This is a genomic window from Brevundimonas sp. KH_058 (genome assembly GCF_057838505.1).
Genome location: NZ_CM174469.1, coordinates 651,328 through 664,771, shown reverse-complemented (window position 1 = coordinate 664,771; position 13,444 = coordinate 651,328). Strand labels below are relative to the sequence as shown.

Below are 13,444 nucleotides of genomic sequence, written 5' to 3'. Positions count from 1 at the left end.
TTCACCGCTCTACATCACCCCCATGACCAAGATCCTCATCATCGGCGCCGGGCATGCCGGCGGCTCCGTTGCGGCCTTTCTGCGGCAATACGGCCATGAGGGGCCGATTGTGCTGATCGGCGAGGAGGATGCGCCGCCATATCAGCGGCCGCCTCTGTCCAAGGCCTGGCTGAAGGGCGAGGCGGATCTGGAGGCGCTGCTGCTGCGGCCGCTGAGCTTCTATGAGGAACAGCGGATCGACTTCCGGCCCTCGACCGTCGCCGTTTCGGTGGACCCGGCAGCGAAGACGGTCGCCTTCCATGACGGGTCGAGCGAGACCTATGACGTCCTGGTGCTGGCGACGGGATCGACGGCGCGGAAACTGCCGGTGCCAGGCGGGGATCATCCCGACCTGCTGGAGCTGCGCACGCTGAAGGACGCCGAGCGGCTGAAGGCCGTGCTGGGGCCGGGCAAGCGGCTGGCGGTGGCCGGCGGCGGCTATGTCGGGCTGGAGGCGGCGGCCTCGGCCCGGGCTTTGGGGGCCGAGGCGGTGGTGATCGAACGGGCGCCGCGCGTGCTGGCGCGGGTGGCGTCGGAGACCCTGTCGGCCTTTTTCACCGCCCAGCACCGGGCGCATGGGGTCGAGATCCTGACCGAGGCCGAGGTGGTCGCCGTGGCCAATGACGGCGTGACCCTGGCGGACGGATCGGTTGTGCGAGCGGATGCGGTGTTGGTCGGGGTCGGGGCGCTGGCGTGCGACAGCCTGGCGCGGTCGGCGGGCCTGACCTGCGACGACGGGGTGGTGGTGGATGGCGAGGCGCGGACCAGCGATCCGGCCATCTTCGCCGTCGGCGACATGACGCGGCGGCCGATTCCGGTTCACGGCGGAGTTTCGCACCGGCTGGAGAGCGTGCCCAATGCGCTGGAACAGGCGAAACAGGCGGCGGCCGCCATCGTCGGCCGGGCGGGGCCGACGCCCGAGGTGCCGTGGTTCTGGTCGGATCAGTATGACTTCAAGCTGCAGATCGCCGGCTTGCCGTTCGACGCTGACCGTCAGGTGGTGCGCGGCGATCCGTCGGTAGGGGGATTTGCGGTGTTTCATCTGAACGGCGACCGTGTGGTCTGCGTCGAGGCGGTCAATGCGCCGCCGGAGTTCATGGCGGGCAAGCAGTTGATCGGGAAGGCGACGCCGGTGGACGTGGACAAGCTGGCCGATCCGGCGATTTCGATGAAGGCCGTGGCGGCCGGGTGACCCGAAACCTTTCCCTCCCCGCTTCGGGGAGGGTGGTCGCGTAGCGACCGGGTGGGGCGGCCCGGTAGGGTCGCACTTACTTGATTCAAAGAAAGGTCTGTGAGGCGTCGCCTTGCCGCCCCCACCCGACCTCGCTCCGCTCGGCCACCCTCCCCCGCAGGGGGAGGGAGAGGTGCAGTGCCGCTCCTCGTCGCCGCAGTGCAACAAAACTGTTGCGCTTTTCGTTTGGGGACGATCAAGCTGCGACTTCAACGCGGCGGGGGCGAATGACGAGAGCTTTCGACGAAATGAACGGCGGCGGATCGGGTGCGATCCGCGACAGCTACAAGACTTTGGCGGCGTGGCTGGAAAACGCGCCCGCCGATCTGCTGCAGGCGCGCTCGCGCCAGGCGGAGCTGTTCTTCCGCCGTATGGGCGTGACCTTCGCCGTCTATGGCGACGAGGAATCCAACGAACGTCTGATCCCCTTCGACGTCGTGCCGCGCATCATCGGCGCGGACGAATGGAGCGGACTGGAAAAAGGGTTGAAGCAGCGGGTCACCGCCATCAACGCCTTCCTGAAAGACATCTACGGCGCGCAGGAATGCATCAAGGCCGGCATCGTCCCGGCCGACCTGATCCTGACCAATCCGCATTATCGACCCGAGATGCAGGGCCGCCGTCCGCCGGGAGATGTCTGGTGCCATATCTCGGGCGTCGATCTGGTGCGCACCGGCGAGGACGGCTTCTACGTGCTGGAAGACAACTGCCGCACGCCGTCGGGGGTCTCCTACATGCTGGAGAACCGTGAGATGATGATGCGCCTGTTCCCCGATCTGTTCGCGGAACATGCGGTTCGGCCGGTCGAAATCTACACCGACATGCTGCTGCGGTCTTTGCAGGCGTCCGCGCCGGCGGGCGCGGGGGCGGACCCGACCATCGTCGTGCTGACGCCCGGACCGTTCAACTCGGCCTATTACGAACACAGCTTCCTGGCCGACAAGCTGGGGGTGGAACTGGTCCAGGGCACCGACCTGTTCGTCAATGACGACACCGTCTTCATGCGCACGACCGAGGGGCCCAAACGGGTCGATGTCATCTATCGCCGCATCGACGACGACTTTATCGATCCGCTGACCTTCATGCCGAATTCGACGGTCGGGGTGCCTGGACTGATGTCGGCCTATTTCGCCGGGCGCGTCACCCTGGCCAATGCCATCGGGACGGGGGTGGCCGACGACAAGGCCGTCTATACCTATATGCCCGAGATCATCCGCTTCTTCACAGGCGAGGATGCGATCCTTCAGAACGTGCCGACCTGGCGATGTCGCGAAGCCGATGCCTTGAAAGAGGTGCTGGAAAAACTGCCGGAACTGGTCGTCAAGGAAGTGGGCGGATCGGGCGGTTACGGCATGCTGGTCGGGCCGACCTCGACCAAGGCCGAGATCGAAGCGTTTCGCGCCAAGCTGATCGCCGACCCGGACGACTTCATCGCCCAGCCGACGCTGAGCCTGTCGACGGCGCCGACCCTGAATGGAGGCGACCTGTCGCCCCGCCACGTCGATCTGCGGCCGTTCGTCCTGTCCAGCCCGGCCGGGGTGCGCGTCGCGCCCGGCGGTCTGACGCGGGTCGCGCTGAAAGAGGGGTCGCTGGTGGTGAACTCCAGCCAGGGCGGCGGAACCAAGGACACCTGGGTGCTGGACAACTGATGCTTTCACGCACCGCAGACAGCCTCTACTGGACCGGCCGCTACATGGAGCGGGCGGACTTCCTCGCGCGCATTCTTGAGGCCGCCATTCGCCTGGCCGCCTTGCCGGCCAAGGACCAGGCCACGGTCACGGCCTGGGCGGGCGCCATCGCCTCGTCCGGGGTCAAGAGCGGGTTCGACGCCTCGGGCCGGACGATTTCGGAGAAGTCGGTCCGCGAGTATCTGGCCTTCGGCTACGACAACTCGACCTCGATCAAGGCCTGCATCACCAAGGCGCGGACCAATGCGCGCTCGGTGCGGACCGCCCTGACCATCGAGTTGTGGGAGGCGATCAACGGCGCCTGGAACGGCCTGAACGAACTGGGCGAACCGACCAAGCGCGACGATTTCACCAACTTTCTCGACTTCGTGAAGTCCACGTCGCTGGCGGTCGAGGGCGCCTCGTCGCGGACCATGTTGCGCAACGACGCCTACTGGTTCCTGCGGCTGGGCATGGCGATCGAGCGGGCCGACAACACCGCGCGCCTGCTGGACGTCAAATACCATCTGCTGCTGCCGCCCGGCGAACGGGTGGGGGGACAGCTGGACTATTTCCAGTGGACGACCCTGCTGCGTGAGGTCTCGGCCCTGACCGCCTATCGCTGGGTTTATCGCGAATCTGTGCGGCCCTGGCTGGTGGCGGACCTGCTGGTGCTGAACCGCCAGATGCCGCGTTCGCTGGCGTCGTGCCAAGGGATGATCGTCAGCTATCTGGAACGGCTGGCGACCGATTACGGGCGGCGCGGCCCGGCGCAGCGGTTGGCCTCCAACCGCCTGACCCAGTTCAACGAGGCCAAGATCGAGGACATCTTCCAGTCCGGCCTGCACGAATACATCCAGGGCTTCCTGAACCAGAACAACGCCCTGGCTGCGGCCGTCCAAGAACAGTATCTGGTCTGACATGCGGATACGGATCGACCACTCCACCCGCTATGCCTACGCCCGCCCGGCGCGGTTCATCGTGCAGATGCTGCGACTGACGCCGCGCTCGTGCGAGGGCCAGCAGGTGCGCGACTGGCGCATCGAGACCGACGTTGACGCCCGCCTGCGTCGCAGCGAGGACGCCTTCGGCAATGTGGTCCACAGCCTCTATACCGAGCGGCCGACCGATGCCCTGACCATTCGGGTCACCGGTGAGGTGGCGACGGTGAACACGGGCGGCGTGGTGCGGGGCCAGGCCGAGCGGCTGTCGCCCATCGTCTTCCTGCGCGAGACGCCGATGACCAAGCCGGATGCGGCCATCGACGACTTCGCCCGCTCGATCCCCGAAAGTGCGACCCTGGGCCGGATGCATGCCCTGATGGGGGCGCTGAAGCAGGATGTGGCGTTCGAGGTCGGCTCGACCTCGGCCAGCCACACCGCCGCCGAGGCCTTCGCCCAGAAGCGCGGCGTCTGTCAGGATCACGCCCAGATCTTCATCGCGTCGGCGCGACGGATGGGCGTTCCCGCCCGCTATGTCTCGGGCCACCTCAGCCGTCAGGACGGCAAGCACGACCAGGACGCCGCCCATGCCTGGGCCGAGGCCTGGGTCGAGAACCTGGGCTGGGTCGGGTTCGATCCGGCCAACGGCATCAGCCCGACCGAACACTATGTTCGCGTCGCCGTCGGCCTCGACGCGCGCGGGGCCACGCCGATCCGGGGCACCAGCTATGGCGGTGGGCATGAGACCCTGACGGTCGCCCTGAATGTGCGGCCCGTGCAACAGACCCAACAACAACTGCAGTCGCGCGGATGGCCCTGATAGGCATGTCGCGCGAATCTGTTAGCGTCATCGGATTCGCAACGCGGGGAGCGGATAGAGCGAAGTGACCTATTGCGTAGGCATGCTGGTGGACGAAGGGTTGGCGATGATCGCCGACACGCGCACCAATGCGGGCGTGGACAACATCTCGTCCTACCGAAAGCTGCACATCTACAAGTCGCCGGGCGAGCGGATGCTGGCGGTGGCGACGGCGGGCAATCTGTCGGTGACCCAGACGGCCTTGGCCATGGCGTCGGCCGGGGTAAAACTGCCCGACTCCATCGATGTGGAGACCCTGGAGACCGCGCCGACGCTGTTTCGTGCGGCTCAGATCCTGGGCCATGCGATGGCCAGCGTCCGCGCCAGCATCAACACGCCGCCGACCCCGACAGCCGACGGGCTGAACGTCACGGCGTCGATGTTGCTGGGGGGTCAGATCTCGGGCGGCAAGATGGGGCTGTATCTGATCTATGGTCAGGGCAATTTCATCGAGTGCGGGCCGGACACCCCCTATCTTCAGATCGGCGAGCTGAAATACGGCAAGCCGATCCTGGATCGGGCGCTGCACAGTTCGACGACCTTGTCCGAGGCTGTGAAGCTGGGGCTGATCTCGTTCGATTCGACCATCCGTTCGAACATCGCGGTCGGGCCGCCGCTGGACCTGATCGTCATGCCGCGTGACCAGTTGAGCGGCACCGCACGGCGTATCGAAGCCGACGACCCCTATTTCCGCGACCTGGGACGCCGCTGGTCCGAGGCTCTGGCCGCCGCTCACCGCGCCATGCCCGATCCGACCTGGCTGGATGTGGACAAGACGCCGGCTCAACGGACGATGACCGTCGTTAGTTGATTAATATTGCGATTTGTTCGCAATTGAACTTGTGCGACATATTGAAGCTGGTTATTGCGACCGCATCGCAAAATCAGACCAAAAGGTCGCAAGACTATGTCCGACTCCCGAGCCGCCTCCCTCCGAGCGCTCCTGTTCGCCTCCAGCGCCGCCGGCATGTTGATCGCCGCACCCGCTTTCGCCTCTGACGTCACCGCCGAGGACGGCGTGGTCGTCACGGCCGACCAGCAGCAACCGGCTAACCTAGGCACGATCGACGTGAATGGTCAGGTCAAGAAGCCGGCCCCTGTCAGCCCAGAGTTCGTGGCGCCCCTGGTCGATACGCCGCGTTCGATCACCATCATCCCCCAGGCCATCATTGAACAGACTTCGGCCTCGTCGCTGCAGGATCTGTTGTCCAACTCGCCGGGCATCACCTTCGGCGCGGGTGAGGGCGGCCAGCCGCTGGCCGACCGTCCGTTCATCCGGGGCCAGTCCTCGGGCAACAACATCTTCGTGGACGGCATCCGCGACACCGGCGGCCAGCAGCGCGAAGTCTTCAACCTGGAGCAGGTCGAGGTCATCAAGGGACCGGACGCCGTCTATTCCGGGCGCGGCTCGGGCGGGGGCAGCATCAACCTGGGCTCCAAATCGCCCAAGCTGAATGCCTTCAACAACATCTCGGCCGGCGTGGGCACGGACGGCTATCTGCGCGGTACGATCGACACCAATCTGCCGCTGGGCGAGACCGCAGCCCTGCGGATCAACCTGATGGGCGCCCAGGGCGACGTGCCGGGCCGCGACGCCGTCGACTATGACAAATGGGGCTTGGGCCTTAGCCTGGGCGCCGGCCTCGGCACGCCGTCGTCGATGGTCTTCAGCTATTACCACCTGACCAGCGACCAGATGCCCGACTACGGCATTCCGCTGTTTACGAAGCTGGTTCCGTCCGCGACCTCGACGGCGCCGGTTCGGCCGCGCACGGACAGCGGCGTTCTGGATGTGCCCTACGACAGCTTCTACGGCCTCAAGTCCCGCGACTATCTGACCAATGAGGTGGATGCGTTCACCTTCCGCGCCGAGCATCGCCTCAACGACTTCGCCACCATCCGCAACGTCAGCCGCTTCTCGCGGACGCTGAACGACTATATCGTCACCAATCCCGGCGACGGCGGCTATGTCGGTCGGGCGGCGGATGGCGCCTACTGGATGAAGCGGGGCACCAAGACCCGCTGGAATCCGGTCACCACCCTGGCCAATGTGACGGATGTCTTCGGCCAGTTCGCCACCGGCTCGATCAAACACAGCTATGACGTCGGCGTCGAACTGTCGCGCGAGCGGAACCTCAATGCGGCCTATTCGACCTATACGACCTCGGGCTCGACCTGCCCGACGGGTCTGACGACAGTGAATGGTGCGCCTCCCACGGCGACGGGCGCGCTGGGCGCCGACGACTGCACCCCGGTGTTCAATCCGAACCCCGACGACGCCTGGACCGGCGTGATCAATCGCGGCCCGACCAGCTCGAACACGACCGAGGCCATCGGCGTATACGCCAACGACAGCATCACCCTGACCGAGCGTCTGATCCTGAACCTGGGCGTTCGCTGGGACCAGTATTCGGTCAAGGGCGTGAATGCGACGGCGACCCAGGCGGCTGGCGTCTGGACAACGACGGGATTCACCGCCGTGCCGAACCGGACCTGGGAGTTCACCAACTATCAGGTCGGACTGGTCTTCAAGCCGACGCAGAGCAGCAGCGTCTATGCGTCGTGGTCCACCTCCTCGACGCCGCCGACCATATCGGCAGGCGATCAGAACGCCTCGGGCGGCACGGGCACGGTCGATGGCGTCGCCAACGTCGTGCTGGACCCGGAAGACACCGAAAGCTTCGAGATCGGAGCCAAGGCCAACGTGTTCCACGACCGTCTGGCGCTGTCGGCGGCCGCTTTCCAACTGACGCGCAAGAACGCGCTGATCCTGGTTCAGCCCAACATCTTCCGTCAGGAGGGCGAGGTCGAGGTCAAGGGCTTCGAACTGGGTGTTTCGGGCAATATCACCCCGAAGTGGACCGTGTTCGGCGGCTACACCTACATGGACTCCGAACTGACCAAGGCGGCCAGGATGTTCACGGCGACGCTGCCGCCGGTGGAGATCGTCAATCCGCTGCAGGGCCTGCCGCTGGCCAATACGCCCAAGAACAACGCCAGCCTGTTCACCACCTACCGCGTCCTGCCAAAGCTGACGGTTGGCGGCGGCGTCTACTATACGTCCAAGTCTCTGGGCGGGAACCAGGGCGGCGCCGGCGGCGGGACCAACCGCGTCTATGCGCCGGAATGGACCCGCGTGGACGCGTTCGCCACCTATGACCTGACGGATCGCGCGACGCTTCAACTCAACGTCAAGAACCTCACGGACGAGGGATACATCATCCGCACCAACGGCATCCACTACGCCGGCGTGGCGGCAGGTCGGCAAGCCATCCTGGCCCTGAACCTGCGCTTCTAAAGGCCCTCCACCCGGCCTATCCTGACGGCCCCGCGATCCCCCGCGGGGCCGTTTTCTTTCCGCGAGGCATGATGCTGCTGCAGATCCCGGAAGTCTTCTCCAAGGCCGAGGTCGCGGCCCTGCGCGCGCGGCTGGACGCCGGCCCCTGGAGCGACGGCAACGTCACATCGGGCCATCAGTCGGCGACGGCGAAGAAGAACCTGCAACTGCCCGAGGATTCTGAGGTCGCGAAAGAGGTCTCGGCCCTGGTCGTCCAGGCCCTGAACGCCAATCCGATGTTTGTGGCCGCCGCCCTGCCGCACACGATCTTTCCGCCCCTGTTCAACCGCTACGAGGGCGGGGGCGAGTTCGGCCTGCACATCGACAACGCCATCCGTCAGGCGCGGGGAGGAGGCGCTTTACGCATCCGCAGCGACCTGTCGGCGACCCTGTTCATGTCCGAGCCCGAGGATTACGACGGCGGCGAACTGATCATCGAGGAGATGTACGGGTCGCAATCGATCAAACTGCCCGCCGGCGATCTGGTTCTGTATCCGTCCAAGAGCCTGCACAGCGTCACGCCGGTGACGCGCGGCGCGCGGGTGTCGTCCTTCATGTGGATGCAGAGCCTGGTGCGCGACGATGCGGATCGCGAGACGCTGTTCCGCCTGGACATCGCCACCCAGCGGGTCGCGGTGGACAAGGGTCCGAAGGATCAGGCGGTGATCGAACTGACCGGCGTCTATCACAATCTGCTGCGCCGCTGGGCCGAGGTCTAGGGCACAGGGTGTCGCGGGGCCGCTAAACGCTATTGCAACCCGTTCGCAACAATGGCACAGCGACCGCGTGACCGAACTCGCCACACAGCGTCAGGCCGAAACCGCAACCAAGGGGCCCAAACCCAAGGCGGCGCTGAACGGCGCGCGGTCGTTCTGGCTGAAACAGCTCCATAGCTGGCACTGGATTTCGGCGGCGGTCAGCTTGGTCGGCATGATCCTGTTCGCCGTCACCGGCATCACACTGAACCACGCGGCCTCGATCCCCGGAAACCCGGTCACGGTCGAACAGACCGCGACCCTGCCGACGCCGCTGTTGCAGCGGCTGGCGGCCTTCCCGCAAGAGACGACAGATCCCGTTCCCGACGCCGTCGCGCGCTGGGCGTCGCAGGCGCTGAAGGTCGAGATCGCCGGCAAGCCGACCGAGACCACGCCGGAAGAGGTCTATGTCGCCCTAGCCATGCCGGGCGGCGACGGATGGGTGACGATCGACCGTTCAAACGGCGAGACGCTGCACGAGAAGACCACCCGTGGCTGGATCGCCTACCTCAACGACCTGCACAAGGGCCGCAACGCCGGCTCGGTCTGGTTCTGGTTCATCGACGTCTTCGCCGTCGCCTGCACCCTCTTCGCCCTGACGGGGCTGGGCCTGATGGTCCTGCACGCCAAGGGTCGGCCGTCGACCTGGCCGCTGGCGGCGCTGGGCCTGCTGATCCCCGTCGTCATCGCCCTGATCTTCATTCACTGACGAGTTTCCCGATGCGCCTGCTCCCCATCGTCATCACCACCGTCGGCCTCGCCGCCGCCGCCGCGCCCGCCATGGCCGCCGACCTGACGGTGTCGGTCGAGATTCCGCGCCTGAACACCGCCTCCTATCACCGCCCCTATGTCGCTGTTTGGATCGAGAAGCCGGATCAGTCGGCCGAACGGACCCTGGCCGTCTGGTATCAGCAGACCCGCAACAACGAGGGCGACGGCAAGGACTGGCTGAAGGACCTGCGCACCTGGTGGCGCAAGGGCGGCCGGGCCATGAGCCTGCCGGCCGACGGCGTGTCGGGCGCCACTCGTGCGCCGGGTCGCCAGACCGTGACCGTACCGGCCGCGCGTCTGGCCGGCCTGCAACCGGGCCAGTACAACATCGTCGTCGAGGCGGCCCGTGAACTGGGCGGTCGCGAGGTCGTGCGCGTGCCGTTCCGCTGGGGCGCCGCCAACACCGGCGCCGGAACCGGCTCCACCGAACTGGGCGCCGTGCGCGTCGCCGTCTCTCGCTAAGGAACAGACCCATGAAGAAGACGATCGCTCTCCTCACGCTGGCCGCCGCCTTGGCCGCCCCCATGGCCGCGCAGGCGCACCGCGCCTGGCTGGCGCCGACCGCCACGACCCTGTCGGGCTCGGACGCCTGGGTCGGTTTCGACGCCGGCATGTCGAACCAGGTGTTCAACCCCGATCACGCCGCCATGCGCCTGACGGGCCTGGCCATCACCGCGCCGGACGGTTCGGCGGTCCAGCCCGAACACGCCATGCAGGGCCAGTATCGCTCGACCTTCGACGCGCACCTGACGCAGAACGGCACCTACAAGATCGCCAACGTCATGGGCGGCGTCATGGCCAGCTACAAGCTGAACGGCGAGCAGAAGCGCTGGCGCGGCGCGGCGGCCGAATACCCGGCGGGCCTGCCCGAGGGCGCGACCGACGTGCAGGCGACCCGCACCGCCAGCCGCATCGAAACCTTCGTCACCCTGAACAACCCGACCGACACCGTCTTCAAGACGACCGGCGAAGGGCTTGAACTGGTTCCCGTGACCCACCCCAACGACCTGGTCGTCGGCGAGCCCGCAACCTTCAAGCTGCTGAACAACGGCCAGCCGGCGTCGGACATCGAAGTCACCGTGGCGCGCGGCGCGATCCGCTATCGCGACAACCCCGAGGAATCGACGGTCAAGACGAACGCCGACGGCGCCTTCACCGTGACCTGGCCGGAAGCCGGCATGTACTGGCTGAACGCCTCTGTCCGCACAGAAGGTCAGGGCGAAACGCTCGGTTCCAACGCCAGCTATGTGGCGGCGATGGAAGTCCTGCCCTAAGCGAAGGGCATGTCAGACACGCCTCCCTCGCGCGGTTCCCGCGCCGCCCCGCCCACGGTCAATATCGGCGACGCCAGCCCGCTGGCCGACCGCGTCGACAACCGCGTGCTGGTGCCCGTCATCGAGGGCGCGCCGCCCCGTCCGCCCAGCGACCTGATCCGTGCGCTGGGCGGCGAGACGATGGGCACGACCTGGAGCGCGCGCGTGATCGCGCCGCCGGGCGTGGGCGAGGCCGCGATTCAGGACGCGATCGAACAGGAGCTGGCGGCCGTCGTCGGTCTGTTCAGTCCGTGGGAGCCGTCCAGCGAGATCAGCCGGTTCAATAATGCGCCGGCCGGGTTCTGGGCGGTGTCGCCGCCGTTCTGGGATCTGCTGGATGCGGCGATGACCCTGGGCGACGAAACGAACGGGGCGGTCGATCCGACCTTGGGCGCCCTGGTCGATCTGTGGGGGTTCGGCCCGCCGGGACCACGCTCGGCCCTGCTGCCCGTGCCGTCCGACGAAGAGATAACGGCGGCCATGGCCGTGTCCGGCTGGCAGAAGCTGCGGCTGAATCCCGATGCGCGCGGCGTCATGCAGACGGGCGGGATGAAGCTCGATTTCTCCGGCATCGCCAAGGGGCATGCGGTGGACCGGGTGTCCGACCGGCTGATGGGGATGGGCGCGACCTCGCACCTGATCGAAATCGGCGGCGAGTTGAAGGGACGCGGCGTCAAGCCGGACGCCCAGCCCTGGTGGGTCGAGATCGAACGGGTCGAGGGCAGCCCCGCGCCCCACACCGTGGCGGCACTGTTCGACCTGGCCGTCGCCACCAGCGGCGATTATCGCCGGGCGTTCAGGCACGACGGCCGGCTCTATCCCCACACCATCGACGGCTCGACCGGGCGTCCCGTCAGCAACAATCTGAGTTCGGTCACCGTGCTGCACGCCTCGGCCATGATGGCCGACGCCTACGCCACGGCGCTGACGGTCATAGGGCCGTTCGAGGGGCCGGAGTATGCCGAGGCGCTGGGGCTGATCGCCCACTTCGTCGAACGCACCGAGCGCGGGCCGGTCGAGCGGATGACGTCGGCCTTCGCCGCCCTGATGGACGATCCCGACGGAGATCGGCCGGGGTGACAGCCGATCCGCAGCGCTGGCTGTGGGCGGTCGGGGCGTTCCTGCTTTGGCTGGCCCTGATCGCCGTCATCGTCTGGCGCGAACGCCGGGCCAAGGCTGATGCGCGTGCGCGCTCGGACGCCTTTGCCGGCGCTGGCGAAGAGCGAACGGTGCTGATCGCCTTCGCCAGCCAGACGGGCTTCGCCGAGGAATTGGCCTGGATGACGGCGCGCGCCTTGAGCGACGGCGGCGTGGGGGCGCGGATGCTGTCCTTCGCCGATCTGGACGTCCAGACCCTGAAGGCGACGGACCGTGCGCTGCTGATCGTCTCCACGACGGGCGAGGGCGATCCGCCCGACAGCGCGGCCCGGTTCGTGCGCAAGGCCATGGGCGAGACGGCGGATCTGTCCGGTCTCCGCTTCGGCCTGCTGGCGCTGGGCGACCGTAGCTACGATCAGTTCTGCGGCTTCGGCCATGCGGTGGACGGCTGGCTGAGGCGGTCGGGCGCCGAACCCCTGTTCGACATGGTCGAGGTCGACAACGGCGAGGCCGGCGCCATCCGCCACTGGCAGCACCAGTTGAACCAGATCACCGGCAGCGTGACCGCCCCCGACTGGACCCCGCCCGCCTATGATCCCTGGCGGCTGGTCGAGCGCACCCTGGTCAACCCCGGCAGTCCCGGCGGCGTGGCCTGGCATCTGGCGTTCGAAGCCGTGGGCGCGGCGCCCGACTGGTCGGCCGGCGACATCGCCGAGGTCGGCCTGCCCGAGCGGGACGGCGTCACGCCGGGCTCTCGTGAATATTCCATCGCCTCTTTGCCGTCGGACGGCCGGGTCGAGTTCCTGATCCGCCTGATGCGCCATCCCGACGGCGCGCCGGGCCTGGCCTCGGGCTGGCTGACGCAGGACCTGGCGCCCGGCGATCAGATCGGAATGCGCCTGCGCACCAACCGCAGCTTCCACGGCCCTGCGGACGAGACGCCGATGATCCTGATCGGCAACGGCACGGGCATCGCCGGGCTGAGGGCGCACCTGAAGGCGCGGACGGCGGCAGGCGGAGCGTGGCTGCTGTTCGGGGAGCGGACGCAGGTGCACGACGCCTTCTTCGATGCGGAGCTGCAGGCGTGGCTGGCGTCAGGCGTTCTGCGACGGCTAGACCGATGCTTCTCGCGCGATGCGGGCGACGGGCGCTATGTGCAGGCTCTGGTCGCGTCGGCGTCTGACGAACTGCGCGATTGGGTCGATCGCGGAGCGGCGATCTATATCTGCGGCAGCCTGGAAGGGATGTCGCAGGGCGTGCATGCGGCGCTGGAAAATGCGCTGGGTGCGGACACTGTGCTGACGATGCTGGAAGACGGCCGCTATCGGCGCGACGTGTACTAACTTTTCCGCTCATCCCGGCGAAAGCCGGGACCCAGTCCTTTCGCGAGGCAGGATGTCTGGGATCGACAGCCGCCAGACAGGTCACGTCTG

12 protein-coding genes are annotated in these 13,444 nt (G+C 67.1%); all 12 read left to right on the top strand.

The genetic code is table 11. The annotated features are described in order from the left end of the window. Positions 1 to 22: 22 nt before the first annotated feature. The 12 genes from AC3ISA_RS03110 to AC3ISA_RS03055 all read left to right on the top strand — a co-directional run bounded on the left by AC3ISA_RS03110 (position 23) and on the right by AC3ISA_RS03055 (position 13,354). Positions 23 to 1,231 (top strand): NAD(P)/FAD-dependent oxidoreductase, encoded by a 1,209-nt coding sequence (locus AC3ISA_RS03110; protein WP_489179300.1) that lies wholly within the window; start codon positions 23 to 25, stop codon positions 1,229 to 1,231. Between the two features lie 266 nt (positions 1,232 to 1,497). Further along, positions 1,498 to 2,919, top strand: coding sequence for a circularly permuted type 2 ATP-grasp protein (locus AC3ISA_RS03105; protein ID WP_428156589.1), 1,422 nt, complete (start codon positions 1,498 to 1,500; stop codon positions 2,917 to 2,919). Continuing rightward, entirely contained in the window at positions 2,919 to 3,857 is a 939-nt protein-coding gene (locus AC3ISA_RS03100) for an alpha-E domain-containing protein (RefSeq protein WP_135193667.1), read from the top strand. Before AC3ISA_RS03105 ends, AC3ISA_RS03100 begins: the two co-directional genes overlap by 1 nt. A gap of 1 nt (position 3,858) precedes the next feature. Further along, on the top strand, positions 3,859 to 4,698 hold the full coding sequence (locus tag AC3ISA_RS03095; protein ID WP_489179299.1) for a transglutaminase family protein: 840 nt from the start codon (positions 3,859 to 3,861) through the stop codon (positions 4,696 to 4,698). Between the two features lie 64 nt (positions 4,699 to 4,762). Beyond that, positions 4,763 to 5,548, top strand: coding sequence for a proteasome-type protease (locus tag AC3ISA_RS03090; RefSeq protein ID WP_372693995.1), 786 nt, complete (start codon positions 4,763 to 4,765; stop codon positions 5,546 to 5,548). A 96-nt stretch (positions 5,549 to 5,644) separates the two neighbouring features. Then, entirely contained in the window at positions 5,645 to 8,035 is a 2,391-nt protein-coding gene (locus tag AC3ISA_RS03085; protein ID WP_489179298.1) for a TonB-dependent receptor, read from the top strand. A 71-nt stretch (positions 8,036 to 8,106) separates the two neighbouring features. Beyond that, the gene (locus AC3ISA_RS03080) at positions 8,107 to 8,793 is read left to right on the top strand and encodes a Fe2+-dependent dioxygenase (RefSeq protein WP_372693999.1); all 687 of its coding nucleotides are present in this window, start codon (positions 8,107 to 8,109) and stop codon (positions 8,791 to 8,793) included. 67 nt (positions 8,794 to 8,860) lie between these two features. Beyond that, positions 8,861 to 9,538: a PepSY-associated TM helix domain-containing protein gene (locus AC3ISA_RS03075; protein WP_489179297.1), complete on the top strand. Its 678-nt coding sequence runs from the start codon at positions 8,861 to 8,863 to the stop codon at positions 9,536 to 9,538. Positions 9,539 to 9,549: 11 nt separating this feature from the next. Beyond that, a complete protein-coding gene (locus tag AC3ISA_RS03070; protein WP_463434027.1) occupies positions 9,550 to 10,062 on the top strand; it encodes a DUF2271 domain-containing protein in 513 nt (170 codons plus the stop codon). An 11-nt stretch (positions 10,063 to 10,073) separates the two neighbouring features. Beyond that, positions 10,074 to 10,874, top strand: coding sequence for a DUF4198 domain-containing protein (locus AC3ISA_RS03065; RefSeq protein ID WP_489179296.1), 801 nt, complete (start codon positions 10,074 to 10,076; stop codon positions 10,872 to 10,874). Between the two features lie 9 nt (positions 10,875 to 10,883). Next, positions 10,884 to 11,993: an FAD:protein FMN transferase gene (locus tag AC3ISA_RS03060; RefSeq protein ID WP_489179295.1), complete on the top strand. Its 1,110-nt coding sequence runs from the start codon at positions 10,884 to 10,886 to the stop codon at positions 11,991 to 11,993. Then, positions 11,990 to 13,354, top strand: coding sequence for a sulfite reductase subunit alpha (locus tag AC3ISA_RS03055; protein WP_489179294.1), 1,365 nt, complete (start codon positions 11,990 to 11,992; stop codon positions 13,352 to 13,354). The genes AC3ISA_RS03060 and AC3ISA_RS03055 overlap by 4 nt, the downstream gene beginning before the upstream one ends. Positions 13,355 to 13,444: the final 90 nt, after the last annotated feature.